Source organism: Pantoea dispersa, from assembly GCF_019890955.1.
Lineage (GTDB): Bacteria > Pseudomonadota > Gammaproteobacteria > Enterobacterales > Enterobacteriaceae > Pantoea > Pantoea dispersa.
Map to the genome: position 1 here is coordinate 817,906 of NZ_CP082346.1, position 20,494 is coordinate 838,399.

Sequence of the window (20,494 nt, forward strand, 5' to 3'; positions counted from 1 at the left end):
GCCCATCAATCCCTTCCTCGTCGGGCCTAACGACGCGGAGGGGATTTTTTTCATCTATACCTTAACTGGCTAACCGATTTAAGGATTTAAGAGGACTCGTTATGTACAACACGCTGGGCAATCAGTACGACAACTCCCTGGTTTCTAACGCCTTCGGTTTCATGCGCTTTCCGCTGAACTTCCAGCCTTACGACAGCGACGCCGAGTGGGTGATTACCGGTGTGCCGTTTGATGCCGCAACGTCAGGCCGGCCGGGCAGCCGTTTAGGGCCGGGTGCGATCCGTCAGATCTCCACTAACCTGGCGTGGGAAGGCTGCCGCTGGCCGTGGGATTTCGATCTGCGTCAGCGCCTCAACGTGGTGGACTGTGGCGATCTGGTGTACGCCTTCGGCGATTCACAGGATCTGTCCGATAAGCTGCAGGCGCACGCGGAGAAGCTGCTGGCGAACGGTAAGCGCATGCTGACTTTTGGCGGTGATCACTATGTCACACTGCCGCTGCTGCGCGCGCACGCCAAACACTTCGGCAAGATGGCGCTGGTGCACTTCGATGCGCATACCGATACCTACTCCAACGGCCCGACTTTTGACCACGGCACTATGTTCTACACTGCGCCGCAGGAAGGGCTGATCGATCCGCAGCATTCGGTGCAGATTGGTATCCGTACTGAGTTCGATAAGAGCCTGGGCTTCAACGTACTGGACGCCGCGCAGGTTAATGACCGCAGCGTGGACGACATTCTGGCCGAAGTGAAGCGCACCGTGGGCGATCTGCCGGTGTACCTGACATTTGATATCGACTGCCTCGATCCGGCCCACGCGCCAGGCACCGGTACGCCAGTGATTGGCGGCCTGACCAGCGATAAAGCCACCAAGCTGATTCGCGGCCTGCAGGGTATGAACATTGTGGGGATGGATCTGGTGGAAGTGGCACCGGGCTACGATCACGCCGACCTGACCTCACTGGCCGCTGCCACGCTGGCGCTGGATATGCTGCACGTGCAGGCGGCGAATAAAGGTTAAGCAGCAGTGCGGACGGCTGCCCTCACCCTGACCCTCTCCCCCAGGAGAGGGAACCGATCGAGCGGGCCGTGAGAACAGCACGGAGTGCTCCCTCTCCCGCGTGCGGGAGAGGGCTGGGGTGAGGGGAAGAGCGGCGACTACTTACCATCCGCCGCGATGCGGTCGCGAATATGCTGCGCGCGCGACTCAGAATCCGGATGCGAGTCAAACATTGAGCTCTGACGGCCCTGATCCAGCTTCGCCAGCTTCTCGAAGCTGGTCGCCAGACCAAGCGGATTAATGCCGCGCTTCTTCAGCAGATCGTACGAATAGTCATCCGCCTGCGACTCCTGGGTCTGTGAGAACTGCGCGTTAACCAACTTCTCGCCCATCTCGCCCAGCTGTGACTGCGACAGCGAACCGATCACGCCACCCACCGACGCCGCAGCGTTGCGTGCCGCCGTGGTCGCGAAAGCCACCTGCATCGCTTTGCGCGTATGGCCTAGCGCGACGTGGCCCATTTCATGGCCGAGCACGCCTTCCACTTCGTTGTCGCTCATCATATCCATCAGACCGCTATAAACGCGGATACAGCCATTGGCCATCGCCCAGGCGTTGACGTCTTTGGTCAGATACACCTTGTAGTTGGCCGGTACGCCGTTGATGTTATCGCCCAGCGCGGCGGCGATTTTGTTCAGCCGCTGCTGATAGCTGCTGTTGGCCGGCGCCAGCTGGTTCTCTTTATCCATCTGCGCACATGACTGATCGCTCAGCTCTTTAACCTGGGCATCATTCAGTGAGTAAGCCTGAAACGCCTGCGCGCCAGACTGCAACAGTGCGTTATTATCCATTCCTTCGCAGCCGCTCAGCAGCGAAACCATTCCCAGCGCGACAACCATGGCGCGAATTTTCATATCAGCATCCTTTGAGTAACAAGTAGAGAAAACAAACACCTGAAAAACCACGCAGGTGTTTAAACGCATTGGTTATAGCGTGCCAGGGGCGGATTGGCTAGCAGACAGGCCCCGAAATGCAACCCTGAACCGCAGATTTAGCATCCTGATACATGTACTTTTGCCCCGATTTTCATGTACATTGATGTGCGACTTTTTTCTCGCTTCGCCTTATAACTCATTAATTACAATCAGTTAAGCGTGGCGGAGCATTAATCCGACCTGGAGTAGAAGATGCCCTCTCGTAAAGAGCTTGCCAACGCCATTCGCGCGTTAAGTATGGATGCAGTACAGAAAGCGAAATCGGGACATCCGGGTGCCCCAATGGGCATGGCCGATATCGCTGAAGTGCTGTGGCGTGATTTCCTGAACCACAATCCAACTAACCCGCTGTGGGCAGATCGCGACCGTTTCGTGCTGTCCAACGGCCACGGCTCGATGCTGATTTACAGCCTGCTGCACCTCACCGGCTATGACCTGCCGATGAGCGAGCTGCAGAACTTCCGTCAGCTGCACTCTAAAACCCCAGGTCACCCGGAATACGGCTACACCGCAGGCGTAGAAACCACCACCGGCCCACTGGGTCAGGGCATCGCGAACGCCGTGGGCTTCGCCATTGCTGAGCGCACGCTGGCGGCGCAGTTCAACCGTCCGGGCCATGACATCGTAGACCATCACACTTACGTGTTCATGGGCGACGGCTGCATGATGGAAGGCATCTCACACGAAGTGTGCTCCATCGCCGGTACCCTGAAGCTCGGCAAGCTGGTAGCGTTCTATGACGACAACGGCATCTCTATCGACGGTCACGTGGATGGCTGGTTCACCGACGACACCGCCAAACGCTTCGAAGCCTACGGCTGGCACGTGGTGCGTGGCGTGGACGGTCATGACGCCGACGCGATCAAGAAAGCGGTGGAAGAAGCCAAAGCGGTCACCGACAAGCCATCGTTGCTGATGTGCAAAACCATCATCGGTTTCGGTTCCCCGAACAAAGCCGGTACGCACGATTCGCACGGTGCCCCGCTGGGTGACGACGAAATCGCGCTGACCCGTAAACAGCTGGGCTGGAACTACGCGCCATTTGAAATTCCTTCTGAAATCTACGCACAGTGGGATGCCAAAGAAGCCGGCCAGGCGAAAGAGAAAGCCTGGGACGAGAAGTTTGCTGCTTACGCCGCTGCGCATCCGGAACTGGCCACAGAGTTCAAACGCCGCGTGAACAATGAGCTGCCAGCCAACTGGCAGGCGGAATCGCAGAAGTTCATCGAGCAGCTGCAGGCTAATCCGGCAAAAATCGCCAGCCGTAAAGCGTCGCAGAATGCCATCGAAGCTTTCGGTAAGCTGCTGCCAGAATATCTGGGCGGCTCGGCTGACCTGGCGCCAAGCAACCTGACCATGTGGTCTGGCTCGAAGCCGATCAATGAAGATGCCGCAGGCAACTACATTCATTACGGCGTGCGTGAGTTTGGTATGACTGCCATCGCCAACGGTATTGCGCTGCACGGTGGCTTCCTGCCGTACACCGCAACTTTCCTGATGTTCGTCGAGTACGCGCGTAACGCGGCACGTATGGCGGCGCTGATGAAAATCCGTCAGGTGATGGTTTATACCCACGACTCTATCGGTCTGGGTGAAGATGGCCCGACGCACCAGCCGGTTGAGCAGATGGCCAGCCTGCGCACCACCCCGAACATGAGCCTGTGGCGTCCGTGTGACCAGGTGGAATCTGCGGTGGCGTGGAAATACGCTATCGAGCGCGTTGACGGCCCATCAGCCCTGATCTTCTCGCGTCAGAACCTGGCGCAGCAGGATCGTAGCGCTGAGCAGCTGGCTAACGTGGCGCGCGGTGGTTACGTGCTGAAAGATTGCGACGGCACGCCGGAGCTGATTCTGATCGCGACCGGTTCTGAAGTTGAGCTGGCGGTTGGCGCTTACGAGCAGCTGAGCGCGGAAGGTCGTAAGGTGCGCGTGGTGTCCATGCCGTCTACCGATGCGTTTGATAAGCAGGATGCGGCTTATCGTGAGTCGGTGCTGCCGAAAGCAGTTGGCGCACGCGTTGCTATCGAAGCCGGTATTGCGGATTACTGGTTCAAATACACCGGCCTGCACGGTGCCATCGTTGGCATGACCACCTTCGGTGAGTCAGCGCCAGCTGAGAAGCTGTTCGAAGAGTTCGGCTTCACTGTGGCCAACGTGGTGAAAACCGCGAAATCGATTCTGTAATTTCGCGTATTCCGTCGCGCCGCTGCGCGTTGTAGCGGCGCGATTCATCGCGCATTTCTGTTGCCATCCTCATGCTTAACCACGCGCAATAAATTGCGCCGCGACACCGATGTGCAGACCGACGGTCCTGTTATCGCCTGAACCTGAAACGGTTCAATTATTCCTGCAGTAATAATTGTCATTGCCTGAATTTGTGACGCAGATCGAATAATCAGCAGCACAGTTGATCGCAATCATTCCTGTTATTCCTTCCATGCTTTATTCTCGCTGAACCGTTTCAGTTGCAGCCGTGTGCTCTCCGTCAGCAACCGTAACCGGGCAAGAATTCCCTGTACAAAACGCAGCGAAACGCTCAAGGTATTTGGCACGTTTTTTCAGGTGTGGCTGCAGGAAGTGAGATGACCATTCGTATCGCAATAAATGGTTTTGGTCGTATCGGGCGCAACGTGTTGCGTGCGCTGTATGAAACCGGTCGCCGGGCGGAAATCACCGTAGTGGCGATTAACGAACTGGCGGAAGCAGCTGGCATGGCGCATCTGCTGAAGTACGACACCAGCCACGGCCGCTTTGCCTTTGACGTACGCCAGGAGCGCGAGCAGCTGTGGGTTGGTGACGATACCATCCGTATCCTGCATCAGGCGGAGATTGCCGCGTTGCCGTGGCGCGAGCTGAATGTCGATATCGTGCTGGACTGCACCGGCGTGTACGGCAGCCGCGACGATGGTGAAGCGCATCTGCAGGCTGGCGCGAAGAAAGTGTTGTTCTCGCATCCCGGCGGCAACGATTTGGATGCCACCGTAGTGTTCGGCGTTAACGAACAGGCTCTTAAACAAACTGACCGCATTGTCTCCAACGCATCCTGCACCACCAACTGCATTATTCCGGTGATCAAGCTGCTGGATGACGCCTTTGGCATTGAGTCGGGCACCGTGACCACCATTCACTCGGCGATGCACGATCAGCAGGTGATTGACGCGTATCACAGCGACCTGCGCCGTACCCGTGCCGCCAGTCAGTCGATCATTCCGGTCGATACGCGTCTTGCCGCTGGCATTACCCGTATTTTTCCGAAATTTAACGATCGCTTCGAGGCTATCGCGGTGCGCGTGCCGACAATCAACGTGACCGCCATTGATCTGAGCGTTTCGGTGCGCCAGGCGGTGAAGGCGTGTGAGGTCAACGCGTTGCTGCAAAACGCGTCAGAGGGGGCATTTCGTGGTATAGTTGACTATACGGAATTACCGTTAGTCTCAGTAGATTTTAACCACGATCCGCACAGTGCCATAGTGGACGGCACGCAAACGCGGGTCAGCGGTCACCACCTGATCAAAACCCTGGTCTGGTGTGACAACGAATGGGGCTTTGCTAACCGCATGATTGACACCACGTTAGCAATGGCCGCAAGCGGTTTCAGGTAAGACGCGGACTGCGTCTGGCAAAACTTATGAGAATCAACGAGAGGGTTCACCATGTCTGTAATTAAGATGACCGATCTGGATCTTGCTGGTAAACGCGTTCTGATCCGTGCCGATCTCAACGTACCAGTGAAAGAGGGGAAAGTGACGTCAGATGCACGTATTCGTGCTTCTCTGCCTACCATCGAAGCGGCGTTGAAACAGGGCGCGAAAGTGATGGTTACCTCTCACCTGGGGCGCCCGACCGAAGGTGAATACAACGAAGAGTTCTCCCTCCTGCCGGTTGTTAACTACCTGAAAGAAAAACTGAACGGCACTAACGTGACCCTGGCGAAAGACTACCTCGACGGCGTTGAAGTGGGCGCGGGTGAACTGGTGGTGCTGGAAAACGTTCGCTTCAACAAAGGCGAGAAAAAAGACGACGAAACCCTGTCGAAGAAATATGCCGCGCTGTGTGACGTGTTCGTCATGGATGCATTCGGCACCGCGCACCGCGCGCAGGCGTCCACTCACGGCGTGGGCAAATTCGCCCCTATCGCCTGTGCCGGCCCGCTGCTGTCTGCCGAACTGGAAGCGCTGGGCAAAGTGATGAGCAATCCACAGCGTCCACTGGTCGCCGTGGTAGGTGGTTCTAAAGTGTCGACCAAATTCGACGTGCTGCAGTCGCTGGTGAAAATCGCTGACACCGTGATTGTCGGTGGCGGTATCGCTAACACCTTCGTGGCGATCGACAACAACGTTGGCAAATCGCTGTACGAGCCAGACTTCGTTGAGGCCGCTAAAGGCCTGCGCGACCAGTACGGCATTCCGGTACCGACCGATTCACGCGTCGGCACGGAATTCTCCGAAACTGCCCCGGCAACCGTGAAAAAGGTTTCCGAAGTAGCGGATAACGAAGAAATTATGGACTTCGGTGACGAAACCGCACAGAACATGGCGAAACTGCTGAAAGACGCAAAAACCATTCTGTGGAACGGTCCGGTTGGCGTGTTTGAGTTCCCGAACTTCCGTAAGGGCACCGAAATCGTTGCCAACGCTATCGCAGACAGCGACGCGTTCTCTGTTGCCGGCGGCGGTGATACCCTGGCGGCTATCGACCTGTTCGGTATCGAGGACAAAATCTCCTACATCTCTACCGGTGGCGGTGCGTTCCTCGAGTTCGTGGAAGGCAAAAAACTGCCGGCAGTAGCCATGCTGGAAGAGCGCGCGAAGCAGTAATTTTTGGGGGCAGCGCTTCGGCGCTGTCTGAAGGCTTGCCCGCTGTGGGCGAACAGATCGCATTCCCATTGGGGAGTGGACGATAAACGAAACAGGACACAACCATGTCTAAAATTTTTGATTTCGTAAAACCCGGCGTTGTCACTGGTGATGACGTTCAGAAAATCTTCAAAGTAGCGAAAGAAAACAAATTCGCTCTGCCAGCCGTTAACTGCGTCGGCACGGATTCCATCAACGCGGTACTGGAAGCTGCGGCTAAAGTTAAAGCGCCGGTCATCGTTCAGTTCTCCAACGGTGGTGCTGCCTTCATCGCCGGTAAAGGTTTCAAAACCGACAAACCACAGGGCGCTGCGATTTTCGGCGCAATCGCTGGTGCACACCATGTGCATCTGATGGCTGAACAGTACGGCGTGCCAGTAATCCTGCACACCGACCACTGTGCGAAGAAACTGCTGCCGTGGATCGACGGCCTGCTGGATGCTGGCGAAGAGCACTTCAAAAAAACCGGTAAGCCTCTGTTCTCTTCACACATGATCGACCTGTCTGAAGAGTCACTGGAAGAGAACATCGAGATTTCTTCTAAATATCTGGCGCGCATGGCGAAACTGGATATGACGCTGGAAATCGAACTGGGCTGCACCGGTGGTGAAGAAGATGGCGTGGACAACAGCCACATGGACGCTTCTGCACTGTACACTCAGCCAGAAGACGTAGATTACGCTTACACCGAGCTGAGCAAAATCAGCCCGCGTTTCACCATCGCTGCGTCCTTCGGTAACGTGCACGGCGTGTACAAGCCAGGCAACGTGAAACTGACACCAACCATTCTGCGTGATTCGCAGAAATACGTTTCAGAGAAACACGGCCTGCCGCACAACGCGCTGGACTTCGTGTTCCACGGCGGTTCTGGTTCTTCTGCTGCAGAAATCGAAGAGTCTATCAGCTACGGCGTGATCAAGATGAACATCGATACCGATACCCAGTGGGCAACCTGGGACGGCATCCTGCAGTACTACAAAACCAACGAAGCGTACCTGCAGGGTCAGCTTGGCAACCCGAACGGTGCTGACAGCCCGAACAAAAAATACTACGACCCACGCGTCTGGCTGCGTGCGGCACAATCTTCCATGGTTGTGCGCTTAGAGCAGGCTTTCAAAGAGCTGAACGCTGTCGACGTACTGTAATTTTTGCTTACCGTACAAAAAAGGCCCGAAAGGGCCTTTTTTTATGCGTCCCGTCTGGAAATCCCGGTTTATACAGCACATTTTTGGCGCTTCGCCCCATTATTGTTTACCCTTGTACTCGGGAGTGTCGGATTGAATCTGGCAGTTTTTGTACTTTCCTGCGGGAAACTCAACAACAGGGCTAACAAATGGAAGATCTTAACGTCGTTGACGGCATTAACAATGCAGGGGGCTGGCTGGTGCGCAACCAGGCGCTGATCCTCAGCTATGCGGTGAACATCGTGGCGGCTATCGCCATCATTATTGTCGGGATGATTATCGCGCGCGTGGTATCGAACGGCGTCAATCGCCTGCTGGTCGCGCGTCATATTGATGCCACCGTGGCTGATTTCCTCTCGGCGCTGGTGCGCTACGGTATCATTGCCTTCACGATTATTGCCGCGCTGGGCCGTGTCGGCGTGCAGACTGCCTCGGTGATCGCCGTGCTCGGTGCTGCCGGTCTGGCCGTCGGTCTGGCACTGCAGGGGTCGCTCTCCAACCTGGCGGCAGGCGTACTGCTGGTGACCTTCCGTCCATTCCGCACCGGTGAGTTCGTCGATCTCGGTGGCGTGATGGGGACCGTACAGAATGTACAGATCTTCTCGACCACGCTGAAAACCGCTGACGGCAAAATCGTGGTGGTGCCAAACGGCAAAATCATCGCCGGCAACATCGTCAACTTTTCGCGCGAACCTATCCGCCGCAACGAGTTCATTATTGGCGTCGCCTACGATGCGGATGTCGATCAGGTGATCGATCTGCTGCGTGAAGTGGTGGAAGCGGACGAGCGCGTGCTGAAAGATCTGGGTATCCAGATTGGCCTGAACGAACTGGCGGCTTCGTCGCTGAACTTTGTGGTGCGCTGCTGGAGCAAAAGCGGTGATCTGCAAAACGTCTACTGGGATCTGATGAAGAACTTTAAGCGCACCCTGGATGCGCACGGTATCGGTATTCCTTATCCGCAGATGGACGTGCACCTGCATCAGGTGCAGAGCGAGGCGCAGCAGCCTGCGCGCAGCGAGTAAGTTATCAGGGCACCGGCGGGTGCCCTTGTTTTATCAGTTCCGCTAATGACCGATTAATTCTTTCCGTTTCCGCTAATATCCGCGCCTCACTATACTGCACAGCAACACCACTTTTTCAGGAACTCTTCTGTGTTATCTGTTTACTTACAAGGGCTTGCCCTTGGTGCTGCGCTGATCCTGCCGTTAGGCCCGCAGAACGCCTTCGTATTGAACCAGGGCATTAAGCGCCACTACCATTTGATGACCGCATCGTTGTGCACACTGAGCGATATTGCGCTGATCTGCGGTGGAATATTTGGCGGCAGCGCGCTGTTGCAGCAGTCACCGGTTCTGCTGATGCTGATCACCTGGGCTGGCGTGGCGTTTCTGCTGTGGTACGGCTGGGGCGCGCTGCGCAGTGCCTGGCAGGGCGATGTCACGCTGGCGTCAGAGGCGGCGCTGAAGCAGGGGCGCTGGCGCATTGTCGCCACTATGCTGGCGGTGACCTGGCTCAATCCGCATGTCTATCTCGACACCTTCGTGGTGCTCGGCAGCCTCGGCAGTCAGCTGCCGTCGGCGGAGGCGCGCCGCTGGTTCGCTTTCGGCACCGCCAGCGCCTCGCTGCTGTGGTTTTTCGGTCTGGCGCTGCTGGCCGCCTGGCTGTCGCCGCGCCTGCGCACCGTGCGCGCGCAGCGCATCATTAATCTGCTGGTGGGCGGCGTAATGTGGTTTATCGCCCTGCAGCTGGCGCGTCAGGGCATCGCCGGCTGGTGATGCACATGCAGGCCGTAAAGCGCGGGCAGGGCGCCTGCGCTGGCCAGCAGCTCCAGCCGAATCTGGCGGAACGTGGTATCCGGGGGCAGCGCATGATGGCACAGCGAGTGATGATTATCGCTGACCTCGGCCAGCAGCGTGTTATCCAGCCACAGGCGATAGTGGGTAGTGCAGTGCGGCGTCACCGCCTGCGCATGGCCCATCTGCACCGTTTCCATCGCATGATCGAAATCATTATCGAACAGCAACGTAATCTGGCTGGCGCGCTGCGCGTCCGGCCACTGCCAGCACACCCACGGCTGGCGATCGTCCGCCGCCGGCAGCCAGCCGTTGGTGTGGCTTTCCGGCCGCAGTTTACCGTTGAGCAAATAGTCGCAGTGCCACAGCCGCAGCGGCGTCGCCAGACTAAACGCGATCAGGATCTGATTGGGCGCGCGGCGCGGTAGCCAGAAATCAAACTCATCCACGCCGTAATCGCCGTCGTTTATCTGCCGGGTGCGTTTCGCGACGCGCGGATTGAGGCTGTTGAATACCATCATGATGCCCGGCAGGCGCTGGCGGGTGAGCGCCACTTCAACCGCCGGATTTTCTTCAAAGGCGATAAACAGGTAGCGATCGCACTCCGCACGGTAGTCAAACGGCAGCGAATACGCCTCTTCAGCGTCAATCTGCAGGCTGTGTGTGGCCAGCAGCCGATCGCCGCAGGTGTTGGCCGGATTGTCGCTGGTCAGCAGTGAAACCTGCAGCGTCTGCGTGGATGACGCCCGCAGCCGCACCGTCAGCGCCGGCAGGCGTTCTCCGGCTTTAAGCGGCAGCAGCAGGGCGCAGCGTGAGGTGAGGGCGTGCCAGCCGCCATCCGCGGGCAGGGCGTGCAGCGCGAAGGTGCTGCTGACGCTTACCTGAGCGGCACCGGCCGGATGCGCCAGCTGCTGACGCGGAATGAACGCACCGTGGCGCAGCAGCTGTTGCTGCAGCTGACCAATATGCTCCGGCTGCGCCAGCTGACGCGGTGTCTGGTTATGCTGCTGACACAGCGCCGCCGCGCGGCCCACCACTTCGCCCAGCACGCCACAGGTGCACATCACGCGCGCGCTGCCAAAGGCAACGTGCGTGGCAGAGATAAGCCGGCCGGTCAGCAGCAGATTATCCAGCGACTGGCTGTACAGCGCCCGAAACGGAATGGTGTAAGTGCCTTTGCTGTGGAACTGGCGGCAGCCGTCGTGAGCGCTGTACACGCCGTCGGCCGGATGCAGGTCAATCGACCAGCCGCCGTAGGCCACCGCATCGTAGTGGTCGCGCTGCGCGATGATATCCTGCTGACACAGCAGAGTATCGCCGAGAAAGCGTCGGCTCTCGCGCTTGCCGGGAATCAGCCCAACCCATTCAATGGTCAGCGTGTCGGCATCGGCAAACTCGCCGGAGTTTTTGATGTAATCCCACACGCCCCAGACAATCTTCCACAGCTCCCACTTGATGGTTTCGCTTTCATGCACGGTATCCAGCCGGCCGCCCCACTCAAGCCACCACAGATCGCAGCCGTTGAGTTCGGAGCTCAGGCGTTTATAGCGCGGAATAGCGGTGATCTCTTTCAGCGCAAAGGAGGGCGGTACAAAACGCACCGGCTGCGCGCTGCGTTTGGTATAAAAATAAATCGAGTGGCCGAGTTTGTGACCAAACTGCTCGCCCGGCGCCATTTTTTCGCCAAACTCCTGCGGTGATTCCGCGCCCACACGGTGCGCTGCCCCGGCCAGATAGCCGAGCACGCCGTCGCCGCTGGCATCAATAAACTGGTCGGCCGTCACGCGATAGCGGGTCTGATTGATGGCGTTGAAAGCCTGAACCGCCTGCAGGCGCTGCGCGGATTTTTCGATGTCGCTGACCACGGTGTTGAGCAGCAGCGTCAGGCGCGACTGCGCCTGCACGATGTCCAGCAGCACCATGTCGAACAGCACCGGGTTGCCCTCTTTGTTGCGCCACAGGTTCTCCTCCATGATTTCGCCCATAATGCCGCCTTCACGCGCCCAGCGGTTGTTATTACCCATATGCGACGTCGCGCCGTTGGCCCACAGCCGCACTTCGCTGGAGGCGTTGCCGCCGAGGACCGGGCGATCCTGAATCAGCACCACCTGCTGGCCCGCGCGTGCCGCAGCCAGCGCGGCGCACACGCCCGCCAGACCGCCACCGGCGACCAGCACATCGGCGTGTAACGACTGCAACGGAAAGGCACGCGTGGCCTGAGAAGAGAAAGTTTGCATCATAAGGTTACTCCCGCCTGAAGGCTGCTAAGATTGAATTTTTACCGTCACAAGGTGATTTATGTCTTCGCAACCCAACCAGAGCCTGATTGACGGAATTCGCTGCCTGCAATATCTGGTATCCAGTGACAAAGCGGTCGGCGGCCGTGAACTGGCGCGCCAGATGGGGATGAACAGCACGCGGGTAAACCGTCTGCTGATGACCATGGCGTCCATCGGCCTGACGATTCAGGATGAACACCGGCGCTATCTGCCGGGCCCGGGCATTCATGCGCTGGCGGCGCAGGCCATTCGTGGATCGTCGCTGTTTGCTTCGGCACTGCCGCAGCTGGAGGCGCACGCGCCGCGCGATATCGTGGTGGCGCTTGGTGTACTGTGGGAGGATCAGGTCATCTACATCTGGCACTCGGAGCCCGGCGAGCGCACCAGTACCAGCCAGGCGCTGGCCGGATTCCGCATGCTGCCAGCGTGGCAGTCGGTGATTGGCGTCGCGCTGCTGGCGGCGGAGAGTGACGAGGTGCTGCGGCCACGCTTCAGTGACGAACAGTGGGCGCAGATTGCGCCGCTGCTGGCGCGCAAACGTACCAGCGATTATCTGGTGTGGCATCGCGAGGACGGCGAAATCAGTATGGCGCAGCCGATCAATAATAACCGCGCGGCGCTGGCCTTCGCCAAAATCTGGCAGGCCGATGAAGCCCAGCTGGCGCAGCGTCTGCAACAGCTGCACGCGCTGGCGAAACGGCTCATCAGCGCGCGCTGACATGGTCAATTTTTCCTACCACAAACAGATAACTGCAGATGCCAATAGCGGCCAGCACGGCGATAAAGGCCAGCGCCGGCGCGAAGTTGCTGCCGTCAATCAGGGCGCCGATGGCGATCGGCACCACGATCGATGACAGCGCGCCGGTAAAGTTAAACACGCCGCCGGCCAGACCGATCAGATGGCGCGGCGCCAGCGCGGTAACAAACACCCAGGTGATTGTCGCCAGGCCATTACCAAAAAACGCCAGCGACATAAACAGGATGATCAGCCGCGAATCTTCGGTGTAGTTAGCACCCAGAATGAACAGCGTGAGGAACAAGCCGAGGATCACCGGCAGCTTGCGCGCCACGCTGGCTGACACGCCGCGCCGGATCATGCGGTCTGAGGCAAAGCCAGCCAGCAGTACGCCACAAAACGCCGCGAAGTAGGGCAGCGACGCCACATAGCCGCTCTTGATAAAGTCCATGTGGCGATACTCCACCAGATAGGTGGGAAACCAGGTGAGGAAAAACCAGAAGGTGGCGGAGATGGTGAACTGGCCAATATAGATGCCGACCAGCTTGCGGCTGCGAAACATCTGCGCCAGATCGGCCCAGCGTGCACGCGGCGGCTGGCTGCCCTGGAGATTTTCCAGCAGTGCGCCGTTGTCACGCAGATAGTTAAGTTCAGCCTCTGATACGCCTTTATGCTGGTGCGGCTCGCGATACAGCAGATACCACACCAGCGCCCAAATCATGCCCGCAACGCCGGTAATCAGAAACAGCCCGCGCCAGCCAAACGCAGCCTGCACATGAAACAGCAGCGGCGTCATACAGGCGAGGCCAACAAACTGTGCGGACGAGTAGATGCCAATTGCACTGGCGCGCTCCTGCTCGGGGAACCAGCTGGAAATCACCCGATTGTTAGCGGGCATCACCGGCGCCTCGAAGGCGCCGACGCCGAGGCGCAGACCGAACAGCGCGCCAAAGCTGCTGGCAAAAGCGTGCAGTGCGGTGATCAGCGACCAGGCAAACAGACCCGCGCCGTATACCAGCCGCGCGCCGAGACGATCGATCAGGAATCCGCCGGGAATTTGCAGCGCCGCATAGATCCAGCCGAACGCCGAGAAGATCAGCCCCATCTCCAGCGGCGTGAAGCGCAGTTCACCGGCCATCTGCGTGGCGGCCACCGACAGGTTGGTGCGATCCATGTAGTTAATGATGATGTTGATAAACACCAGGGCCAGCATCATAAAGCGTGTGCGTCCGGCTCGCACGCTGACCGCGCTTTGGCTAAGTGGCTGTTCTGTCATAATACAACTCTCCCGAGGGGCAGAAGTGTTTCTTTAATAGAAACGCAGGCGGCGCTTTTCAGCGAATCTGTAGCGATAAATTTGCGATCGCGGATACGTTAAACCTGAGCAAAGCCGAACTTTTTGCTAATTTCAAACTCAGACCATCACGCATAGTAATGTGTTTTGGGTTTCGCCATAGTGGCGACCTGCAAATTGAACCCTTCAAGGAGGACTTTCGTGAAACTGAAAGCACTGGCGCTGGCCGCCGTAATGAGCACGGGCGCACTGTCCGGTCTGGTCCATGCGGGAGAAGTGCCGAACGGACCGCACGTGGTGACATCAGGACAGGCCAGCGTGGATGCCCGTCCGGATATGGCGACGCTCTCCATCGTGGTGAATGTTTCGTCGAAAGACGCGGCGGATGCAAAAAAACAGGCTGACGACCGCGTGGCGCAATATTTTGATTTCCTGCAAAAGAACGGCATCGAGAAGAAAGATATTGATGCGGCTAATCTCAGCACCCAGCCGGAGTATGACTACACCAAAGAGGGCAAGTCGGTGCTGAAAGGCTACCGTGCGGTGCGTCAGGTGGAAGTCACGCTGCGCCAGCTGGATAAGCTGAATGAGCTGCTGGACGGCGCGCTGAAGTCGGGCCTGAATGAGATTCGTTCTGTTGAGCTGGGCGTGGCTAACGCGGACAGCTACAAAGATCAGGCGCGTAAAGCGGCGATTGCCAATGCCACACAGCAAGCGAGCGCCCTGGCGGAAGGCTTCAATGCTAAGCTGGGCTCGGTGTACAGCATTCGCTATCACGTGGCTAACTACCAGCCGATGCCGATGGCGCGCATGTACAAAGCGGCCGGTGCCGCAGCGGACACCACCGCGCAGCAGACCTACGAGCAGCAGAGCATCCATTTTGACGATCAGGTGGATGTGGTATTCGAAATCAAACCGAATACGGCGCAGTAAGTTAGCCTGTAAAATTGTAGCGGCGCGATTCATCGCGCTTTCCAGCAGCAGAACCGCTGTTAAAACGCGCGATGAATCGCGCCGCTACGACTGTTGTGCGCTAATCTGAACGGCGCTAAGCCGCAACTTCATCCTGGCGCAATACGCGGTGGCCGTGGGCAATCAGTGCATCGGTCACGCTGCGCATCAGGCGGCTTTCCGGCGCGAAACGGTGCCAGTACAGCATCCGGCGCTGATACAGACCCGGCGTCAAATCGACCAGCTCTCCCTGCGCCAGCTCGCGCTCAATCTGCAGGTGCGGAATCATACAGCACACCGATCCCTGACGAGCCAGCTGCACAAAAGCCTCTGATGAGTTCACGATGTGGCACGGCACGCTGCCCGGCGATAAATCAAAGTTCTGCTGCAAAAAGGCCTGATGCATGTCGTCGAGGTGATCAAACGCCACCGCCGGGGCTTTCAGCAGCGCCGAGCGCGTCACGCCATTGGGGAAATAGCGCGCGGCAAACTCCGGCGAGGCGCAGAACAGATAGTCCAGCGCACCCAGCTGATCCACCAGGCAACTTGGCAACGGCTGCGGCTGGATACTCACCGCGCCGACCACTTCACCGCGCCGTAAACGCTCCTGCGTGCGGGTTTCATCTTCCACCTGCAGATTCAGGCGCACCGGCGAGTCGGCCAGTACATCTTTCAGCGCCGGCAGCAGCCAGGTAGCAAGACTGTCGGCGTTCACCGCCAGCGACAGCAGCAGCGGCGTGGTGCCACCGTTATCATCGCCCAGCCACTCCTCTTCCAGCAGCTCCACCTGATGCAGCAGCGCCAGCAATTTTTGTCCCTGCTCGGTCGGGCGCGGCGGCACGGTACGCACCAGCAGTGGCTGACCAAATAAATTTTCCAGCTGTTTAATGCGCTGCGACACCGCAGACTGCGTGATGCACAGCTTCTGGGCGGCACGCTCAAAGCCGCGTTCGCGAATCACAGCATCCAGCGCCTGAAGCGTTCGATAATCCGGGCGTTTCATTGTTGTTCTCTCTCGTTCAGGGTGGAAACTACTATGCCATAAAACGGCGAAGCTGTGCGGCCGACGCGTTTTTGCGGGCTGGCTTCCAAAGGCTTACATCCAACGTCGTTCAGCCGCGCTTTTTGACAGCGCCTTGTTTTATACTACGCGCACTTCGATGTCGCACAGGTTTTAAACATACCATGACCCAGGATGAACTGAAAAAAGCGGTAGGTTGGGCAGCGCTGCAGTACGTGCAGCCAGGCACCATTGTTGGCGTAGGCACCGGTTCAACGGCGGCGCACTTTATTGACGCGCTTGGTACCATCAGGAATCAGATCGAGGGCGCGGTTTCCAGTTCGGAAGCCTCCACCGAAAAGCTCAAATCGCTGGGCATTCCGGTGTTCGATCTCAACAACGTGGATGCGCTGTCGGTGTATGTCGACGGGGCTGATGAGATCAATCCACAGATGCAGATGATCAAGGGCGGTGGCGCGGCGCTGACGCGCGAGAAAATTGTTGCGGCGGTGGCGCAGAAATTTATCTGCATCGCGGATGCGTCCAAGCAGGTCGATGTGCTGGGCAACTTCCCGCTTCCGGTGGAGGTGATTCCGATGGCGCGCGCTTATGTGGCGCGGGAGCTGGTGAAGCTGGGCGGCCTGCCAGAGTATCGTCAGCATGTGGTTACGGATAACGGCAACATTATTCTCGACGTACATAATCTGCGCATTCTTGACCCGATTGCGCTGGAAAAAACCATCAATGCGCTGCCGGGCGTCGTCACCGTGGGGCTGTTTGCTGCACGCGGAGCGGATATTGCGCTGATTGGCACGCCGGACGGTGTGAAAACCATCACCAATTGATCTCACCGGCGCGCTGCCAGCGCCGGTTATTTCCATTCGCAAAACATCTTTTCTTGCTGCAGTGAAATTTGGTGACTTATGTCACAAATGATTCATCAACAGCAGGTTCGTACTTTGCGCTCTCGTCATCTCACGATTTTGTGTGGATTTGTGTTGTCTGCACGTGGGCGCGTGCTGGCGTGCAGGCAATCGTTTGTATTGCCGCGCCGGAAAATTTTGATATTTTGACAGAAGGCTACCTTATGGTAGTCCTCGTTGAATTCTGAATAGGGTCGGGAAATGGCAAAGGTATCACTGGAAAAAGACAAGATTAAGTTCCTGCTGGTGGAAGGCGTTCACCAGAGTGCGCTGGATAATCTGCGCGCCGCAGGTTACACCAACATCGAGTTCCACAAAGGCGCACTGGATGCTGAGACGCTGAAGTCCTCCATCCGCGATGCCCACTTCATTGGTATCCGTTCCCGTACCCAACTGACTGAAGAGATCTTCGCGGCGGCTGAAAAGCTGGTGGCGGTGGGCTGCTTCTGTATTGGTACTAACCAGGTTGATCTCAGCGCGGCAGCGAAACGCGGCGTGCCGGTGTTCAACGCCCCGTTCTCCAATACCCGTTCGGTCGCGGAACTGGTAATCGGCGAAATGCTGCTGATGCTGCGCGGCATTCCGGAAGCCAACGCCAAAGCCCACCGCGGCATCTGGAATAAAATCGCTACCGGCTCGTACGAAGCGCGTGGTAAGAAGCTGGGTATCATTGGCTACGGCCATATCGGGATGCAGCTCGGCGTGCTGGCGGAAAGCCTCGGCATGCACGTATTTTTCTACGATATCGAAAACAAGCTGCCGCTGGGCAATGCCACCCAGGTGCGCCATCTCTCTGACCTGCTGAACATGAGTGATGTGGTCAGCCTGCACGTGCCGGAAACGCCATCTACTCAGAACATGATTGGCAGCGAAGAGCTGGCACTGATGAAGCCCGGCGCGCTGTTGATCAACGCCGCGCGCGGCACCGTGATTGACATCCCGGCGCTGTGTAATGCGCTGGCCAGCAAGCACCTCGCCGGTGCCGCCATCGACGTCTTCCCGGTTGAACCTGCAACCAACAGCGATCCGTTTAACTCGCCGCTGTGCGAATTCGACAACGTGATCCTGACGCCGCACATCGGCGGATCAACGCAGGAAGCGCAGGAGAACATCGGTCTGGAAGTGTCTGGCAAGCTGGCCAAGTACTCTGATAACGGCTCGACGCTCTCCGCAGTAAACTTCCCGGAAGTCTCGCTGCCGATGCACGCCGCCAGCGCCAGCCGCCTGCTGCACATCCATGAAAACCGTCCGGGCGTGCTGACCGCCATCAACCAGATCTTTGCCGAGCAGGGCATCAACATTGCCGCTCAGTATCTGCAAACCTCGCCAGTGATGGGTTATGTGGTTATCGATATTGATGCCGAAGAAGATGTAGCGGAGAAAGCGCTGCAGCTGATGAAGGCGATTCCGGGCACTATTCGCGCCCGTCTGCTGTACTGACAGTGCAGGGCGCCGCTGGGCGCCCTGTCTTTATCCCGCCAGCGTTTCCCACTGCCAAAGCTTTGACGGCGTGAGAATCGCCGGCAATGGCACATCCCAGGCCGCCACCGGCAGCGCATCCACGCGCTGGCAGTCGTGCGCAATACCCAGCGGTAAAAAGCCATGCTGTTGCCAGTGCTGTAGCGTGCGATCGTAAAAACCCCCGCCCATGCCTAAGCGTTGTCCCTGCGCGTCAAACGCCACCAGCGGTACCAGCATCACATCCAGCTGATCGAGTGTCGCCAGCTGCGTAATATCCAGCGGCGGCTCAGGGATGCGCAGCTTGTTAGGTCGCAGCGGGGTTTCTGGCGTGTAACGCAAAAAAAGGAGGTGACCGGGCGCAAACGGGTGCAGCACCGGCAGAAAGACCTGCTTCTTTTGCTGCCACAGTTTGGCAATCAGCGGTCGGGTATTGATTTCTCCATCGACGGAGAGAAACAGCGCGATGCGTTGTGCGCTGGCCAGCGGGGCAAAATTGATGGCATGTTCAGCCAGCAGATCGGCGGCCTCAACCTGTTGCTCAGGCGTAAGATTGCGGCGCAGATGGCGCACATGCTGACGAATATCCTGTCGGTCGAGAAGAGAGAGTGCTGGCATGATGTCCCCGGCTGATAAGGCTGTTGATAGCCACATTATCACACCGGGAATAACAGGGTGGAACTAAGAGGAGATCTCCGAGATGCCGCCGCAGGCTGTAACCCTTGAACCCTTGGTTCAAGGTGAGTATGCCGTCGTAACCATCAGGCTTCTCGGACGGACCGAGCATGCTCACAGGTTACAGAGCGTCACACTCTGTTGGTATGAAATATCGGCTCAGGGGACTGGCCCGCTTGCAAACATCTCAGAGAAAATTGACTTCACCGTTACTCTAACACGAGTACCATGAAGTGTTATTCGAATTTAGGGCCCTGACGTTCAGTTATGCGACCTTGCTCAACTAATGCCTGCTCAATGGTCTGCTGCAGCATACGGATGCGTTGTTCCATATTGGCTGCGTAATCGCGCGTTTTACCTTTCTCTTGTGCCAGCTCGTGGCAAATGTTTAACGCGGCGATGAACACCAGCTGCTCTGTATTTGTGACTCTAGTGCGAACTTTTAAATCTTGCAACCGTTGATTGAGATCCTCTGCGGCCAGATTCAGCGCATCTTGCTGTTCAGGCGGACAATTCACTCTCAATGAACGACCAAAAATCTGAATATCTACCGGTTGTGCAGACATGCCACCATCCTGACTGATTACTTCGTTCGCATCTCCCTTACCTGTCAATGGGTTGGGAGGTGCGCAACTATATAGACCCGCGTGATAAGTTACAACCCCTTTTCTGGAAACCCTGAGGCACCTGGTGGTAGCATAACACGAACTTATTCTGCCAACGACGACCAAAGCTTATGTCTTTACAGAACGCAACACCCACTTACAACGCGCTGGCCGCGGCACTTTCCCAGCAGGGCGTAGGCATGACGCCCGCCGAGATGCACGGATTGCTGTGTGGCATTCTGTGCGGCGGCAATCAGGACAGCAGCTGGAAAACCCTGGTGCACGACCTGACTAACGAGGGCATGGCGTTCTCGCAAAGCCTGTCGCAGCCGCTGCAGGCGCTGCATGAAAACCTGGCCAACACGCTGGATGAAGAGGGTTTCCTGTTCCAGCTGATGCTGCCGGATGAGGAGGACATCACGGTGTTCGATCGTGCTGACGCGCTGGCCGGCTGGGTCAATCACTTCCTGCTGGGCCTGGGCGTGACGCAGCCGAAGCTGGACAAAGTGACCGGTGAGACCGGCGAAGCGATTGACGATCTGCGCACCATTGCGCAACTTGGCTACGATGAAGATGAAGATCAGGAAGAGCTCGAACAGTCGCTGGAAGAGGTGATTGAGTACGTGCGCGTTGCCGCGCTGCTGTGCCATGACACCTTCACCCGGCCACGCACGCCGACCGCACCGGAAGTGCAAAAACCTACGCTACACTAAGCGCGTCATCGTGGGCAGGTCGCTGCCC

18 protein-coding genes and 1 other RNA gene are annotated in these 20,494 nt (G+C 57.8%); 12 read left to right on the forward strand and 7 right to left on the reverse strand.

The window, feature by feature from the left end:
* The first annotated feature begins 101 nt into the window (after nucleotides 1–101).
* Nucleotides 102–1,022, forward strand: a complete 921-nt coding sequence (gene speB / locus K7H94_RS03775) for an agmatinase (RefSeq protein ID WP_021506644.1) — start codon at nucleotides 102–104, stop codon at nucleotides 1,020–1,022.
* A gap of 137 nt (nucleotides 1,023–1,159) precedes the next feature.
* On the opposite strand, the gene loiP is transcribed toward speB, so the two are convergent.
* Nucleotides 1,160–1,915, reverse strand: coding sequence for a metalloprotease LoiP (loiP, locus tag K7H94_RS03780; protein ID WP_021506645.1), 756 nt, complete (start codon nucleotides 1,913–1,915; stop codon nucleotides 1,160–1,162).
* Nucleotides 1,916–2,188: 273 nt separating this feature from the next.
* Between loiP and tkt the strand changes: the two genes are divergently transcribed.
* The 6 genes from tkt to argO all read left to right on the forward strand — a co-directional run bounded on the left by tkt (nucleotide 2,189) and on the right by argO (nucleotide 9,814).
* Complete coding sequence (tkt, locus tag K7H94_RS03785) at nucleotides 2,189–4,180, forward strand: transketolase (protein WP_058757105.1); 1,992 nt, start codon at nucleotides 2,189–2,191, stop codon at nucleotides 4,178–4,180.
* A 398-nt stretch (nucleotides 4,181–4,578) separates the two neighbouring features.
* Nucleotides 4,579–5,598 (forward strand): erythrose-4-phosphate dehydrogenase, encoded by a 1,020-nt coding sequence (epd, locus tag K7H94_RS03790; RefSeq protein ID WP_058757104.1) that lies wholly within the window; start codon nucleotides 4,579–4,581, stop codon nucleotides 5,596–5,598.
* Nucleotides 5,599–5,649: 51 nt separating this feature from the next.
* Nucleotides 5,650–6,813: a phosphoglycerate kinase gene (pgk, locus tag K7H94_RS03795; protein ID WP_021506648.1), complete on the forward strand. Its 1,164-nt coding sequence runs from the start codon at nucleotides 5,650–5,652 to the stop codon at nucleotides 6,811–6,813.
* A 104-nt stretch (nucleotides 6,814–6,917) separates the two neighbouring features.
* Nucleotides 6,918–7,997 carry a class II fructose-bisphosphate aldolase gene (fbaA, locus tag K7H94_RS03800; RefSeq protein ID WP_058757103.1) on the forward strand — a complete coding sequence of 360 codons (1,080 nt, stop codon included), beginning with the start codon at nucleotides 6,918–6,920 and terminating at the stop codon, nucleotides 7,995–7,997.
* A 188-nt stretch (nucleotides 7,998–8,185) separates the two neighbouring features.
* Nucleotides 8,186–9,061, forward strand: a complete 876-nt coding sequence (gene mscS / locus K7H94_RS03805; protein WP_021506650.1) for a small-conductance mechanosensitive channel MscS — start codon at nucleotides 8,186–8,188, stop codon at nucleotides 9,059–9,061.
* Nucleotides 9,062–9,190: 129 nt separating this feature from the next.
* Nucleotides 9,191–9,814 (forward strand): arginine exporter ArgO, encoded by a 624-nt coding sequence (gene argO, locus K7H94_RS03810; RefSeq protein ID WP_021506651.1) that lies wholly within the window; start codon nucleotides 9,191–9,193, stop codon nucleotides 9,812–9,814.
* On the opposite strand, the gene K7H94_RS03815 is transcribed toward argO, so the two are convergent.
* The gene (locus K7H94_RS03815) at nucleotides 9,793–12,069 is read right to left on the reverse strand and encodes an FAD-dependent oxidoreductase (protein WP_420874724.1); all 2,277 of its coding nucleotides are present in this window, start codon (nucleotides 12,067–12,069) and stop codon (nucleotides 9,793–9,795) included. The genes argO and K7H94_RS03815 overlap by 22 nt on opposite strands.
* Nucleotides 12,070–12,130: 61 nt before the next feature.
* Between K7H94_RS03815 and K7H94_RS03820 the strand changes: the two genes are divergently transcribed.
* Nucleotides 12,131–12,829 (forward strand): IclR family transcriptional regulator, encoded by a 699-nt coding sequence (locus K7H94_RS03820; protein WP_222951678.1) that lies wholly within the window; start codon nucleotides 12,131–12,133, stop codon nucleotides 12,827–12,829.
* Here the strand turns inward: K7H94_RS03820 and K7H94_RS03825 are convergent.
* Nucleotides 12,816–14,123 (reverse strand): MFS transporter, encoded by a 1,308-nt coding sequence (locus K7H94_RS03825; protein ID WP_222951679.1) that lies wholly within the window; start codon nucleotides 14,121–14,123, stop codon nucleotides 12,816–12,818. The genes K7H94_RS03820 and K7H94_RS03825 overlap by 14 nt on opposite strands.
* Before the next feature lie 219 nt (nucleotides 14,124–14,342).
* Between K7H94_RS03825 and K7H94_RS03830 the strand changes: the two genes are divergently transcribed.
* Nucleotides 14,343–15,074, forward strand: coding sequence for an oxidative stress defense protein (locus K7H94_RS03830; RefSeq protein ID WP_222951680.1), 732 nt, complete (start codon nucleotides 14,343–14,345; stop codon nucleotides 15,072–15,074).
* Nucleotides 15,075–15,189: 115 nt separating this feature from the next.
* Here the strand turns inward: K7H94_RS03830 and K7H94_RS03835 are convergent, their stop codons facing one another.
* Entirely contained in the window at nucleotides 15,190–16,095 is a 906-nt protein-coding gene (locus tag K7H94_RS03835) for a LysR family transcriptional regulator ArgP (RefSeq protein ID WP_021506656.1), read from the reverse strand.
* Between the two features lie 182 nt (nucleotides 16,096–16,277).
* On the opposite strand from K7H94_RS03835, the gene rpiA reads away from it, so the two are divergent.
* Together rpiA and serA are read left to right on the forward strand one after the other, a co-directional pair.
* Nucleotides 16,278–16,937: a ribose-5-phosphate isomerase RpiA gene (rpiA, locus tag K7H94_RS03840; protein WP_058771548.1), complete on the forward strand. Its 660-nt coding sequence runs from the start codon at nucleotides 16,278–16,280 to the stop codon at nucleotides 16,935–16,937.
* A 279-nt stretch (nucleotides 16,938–17,216) separates the two neighbouring features.
* The gene (gene serA, locus K7H94_RS03845) at nucleotides 17,217–18,455 is read left to right on the forward strand and encodes a phosphoglycerate dehydrogenase (protein WP_058757100.1); all 1,239 of its coding nucleotides are present in this window, start codon (nucleotides 17,217–17,219) and stop codon (nucleotides 18,453–18,455) included.
* A 30-nt stretch (nucleotides 18,456–18,485) separates the two neighbouring features.
* On the opposite strand, the gene K7H94_RS03850 is transcribed toward serA, so the two are convergent.
* The 3 genes from K7H94_RS03850 to zapA form a co-directional block, all read right to left on the reverse strand.
* The gene (locus K7H94_RS03850) at nucleotides 18,486–19,091 is read right to left on the reverse strand and encodes a 5-formyltetrahydrofolate cyclo-ligase (RefSeq protein WP_058757099.1); all 606 of its coding nucleotides are present in this window, start codon (nucleotides 19,089–19,091) and stop codon (nucleotides 18,486–18,488) included.
* A gap of 70 nt (nucleotides 19,092–19,161) precedes the next feature.
* A non-coding RNA gene (ssrS, locus tag K7H94_RS03855) (6S RNA) lies at nucleotides 19,162–19,345 on the reverse strand.
* 39 nt (nucleotides 19,346–19,384) lie between these two features.
* Nucleotides 19,385–19,714, reverse strand: a complete 330-nt coding sequence (gene zapA, locus K7H94_RS03860; RefSeq protein WP_021506660.1) for a cell division protein ZapA — start codon at nucleotides 19,712–19,714, stop codon at nucleotides 19,385–19,387.
* Nucleotides 19,715–19,884: 170 nt separating this feature from the next.
* Between zapA and K7H94_RS03865 the strand changes: the two genes are divergently transcribed.
* Nucleotides 19,885–20,466 carry a YecA/YgfB family protein gene (locus tag K7H94_RS03865; RefSeq protein WP_058757098.1) on the forward strand — a complete coding sequence of 194 codons (582 nt, stop codon included), beginning with the start codon at nucleotides 19,885–19,887 and terminating at the stop codon, nucleotides 20,464–20,466.
* Nucleotides 20,467–20,494 lie beyond the last annotated feature (28 nt).

Excerpts from the sequence above, each read along its gene's own strand:
- epd (WP_058757104.1), top strand. The coding sequence starts at position 4,579 with ATGACCATTCGTATCGCAATAAATGGTTTTGGTCGTATCGGGCGCAAC.
- pgk (WP_021506648.1), top strand. The coding sequence starts at position 5,650 with ATGTCTGTAATTAAGATGACCGATCTGGATCTTGCTGGTAAACGCGTT.
- loiP (WP_021506645.1), bottom strand. The coding sequence starts at position 1,915 with ATGAAAATTCGCGCCATGGTTGTCGCGCTGGGAATGGTTTCGCTGCTG.
- K7H94_RS03815 (WP_420874724.1), bottom strand. The coding sequence starts at position 12,069 with ATGCAAACTTTCTCTTCTCAGGCCACGCGTGCCTTTCCGTTGCAGTCG.
- fbaA (WP_058757103.1), top strand. The coding sequence starts at position 6,918 with ATGTCTAAAATTTTTGATTTCGTAAAACCCGGCGTTGTCACTGGTGAT.
- K7H94_RS03820 (WP_222951678.1), top strand. The coding sequence starts at position 12,131 with ATGTCTTCGCAACCCAACCAGAGCCTGATTGACGGAATTCGCTGCCTG.
- rpiA (WP_058771548.1), top strand. The coding sequence starts at position 16,278 with ATGACCCAGGATGAACTGAAAAAAGCGGTAGGTTGGGCAGCGCTGCAG.
- K7H94_RS03825 (WP_222951679.1), bottom strand. The coding sequence starts at position 14,123 with ATGACAGAACAGCCACTTAGCCAAAGCGCGGTCAGCGTGCGAGCCGGA.
- speB (WP_021506644.1), top strand. The coding sequence starts at position 102 with ATGTACAACACGCTGGGCAATCAGTACGACAACTCCCTGGTTTCTAAC.
- K7H94_RS03865 (WP_058757098.1), top strand. The coding sequence starts at position 19,885 with ATGTCTTTACAGAACGCAACACCCACTTACAACGCGCTGGCCGCGGCA.
- K7H94_RS03850 (WP_058757099.1), bottom strand. The coding sequence starts at position 19,091 with ATGCCAGCACTCTCTCTTCTCGACCGACAGGATATTCGTCAGCATGTG.
- serA (WP_058757100.1), top strand. The coding sequence starts at position 17,217 with ATGGCAAAGGTATCACTGGAAAAAGACAAGATTAAGTTCCTGCTGGTG.
- tkt (WP_058757105.1), top strand. The coding sequence starts at position 2,189 with ATGCCCTCTCGTAAAGAGCTTGCCAACGCCATTCGCGCGTTAAGTATG.
- mscS (WP_021506650.1), top strand. The coding sequence starts at position 8,186 with ATGGAAGATCTTAACGTCGTTGACGGCATTAACAATGCAGGGGGCTGG.
- K7H94_RS03835 (WP_021506656.1), bottom strand. The coding sequence starts at position 16,095 with ATGAAACGCCCGGATTATCGAACGCTTCAGGCGCTGGATGCTGTGATT.
- zapA (WP_021506660.1), bottom strand. The coding sequence starts at position 19,714 with ATGTCTGCACAACCGGTAGATATTCAGATTTTTGGTCGTTCATTGAGA.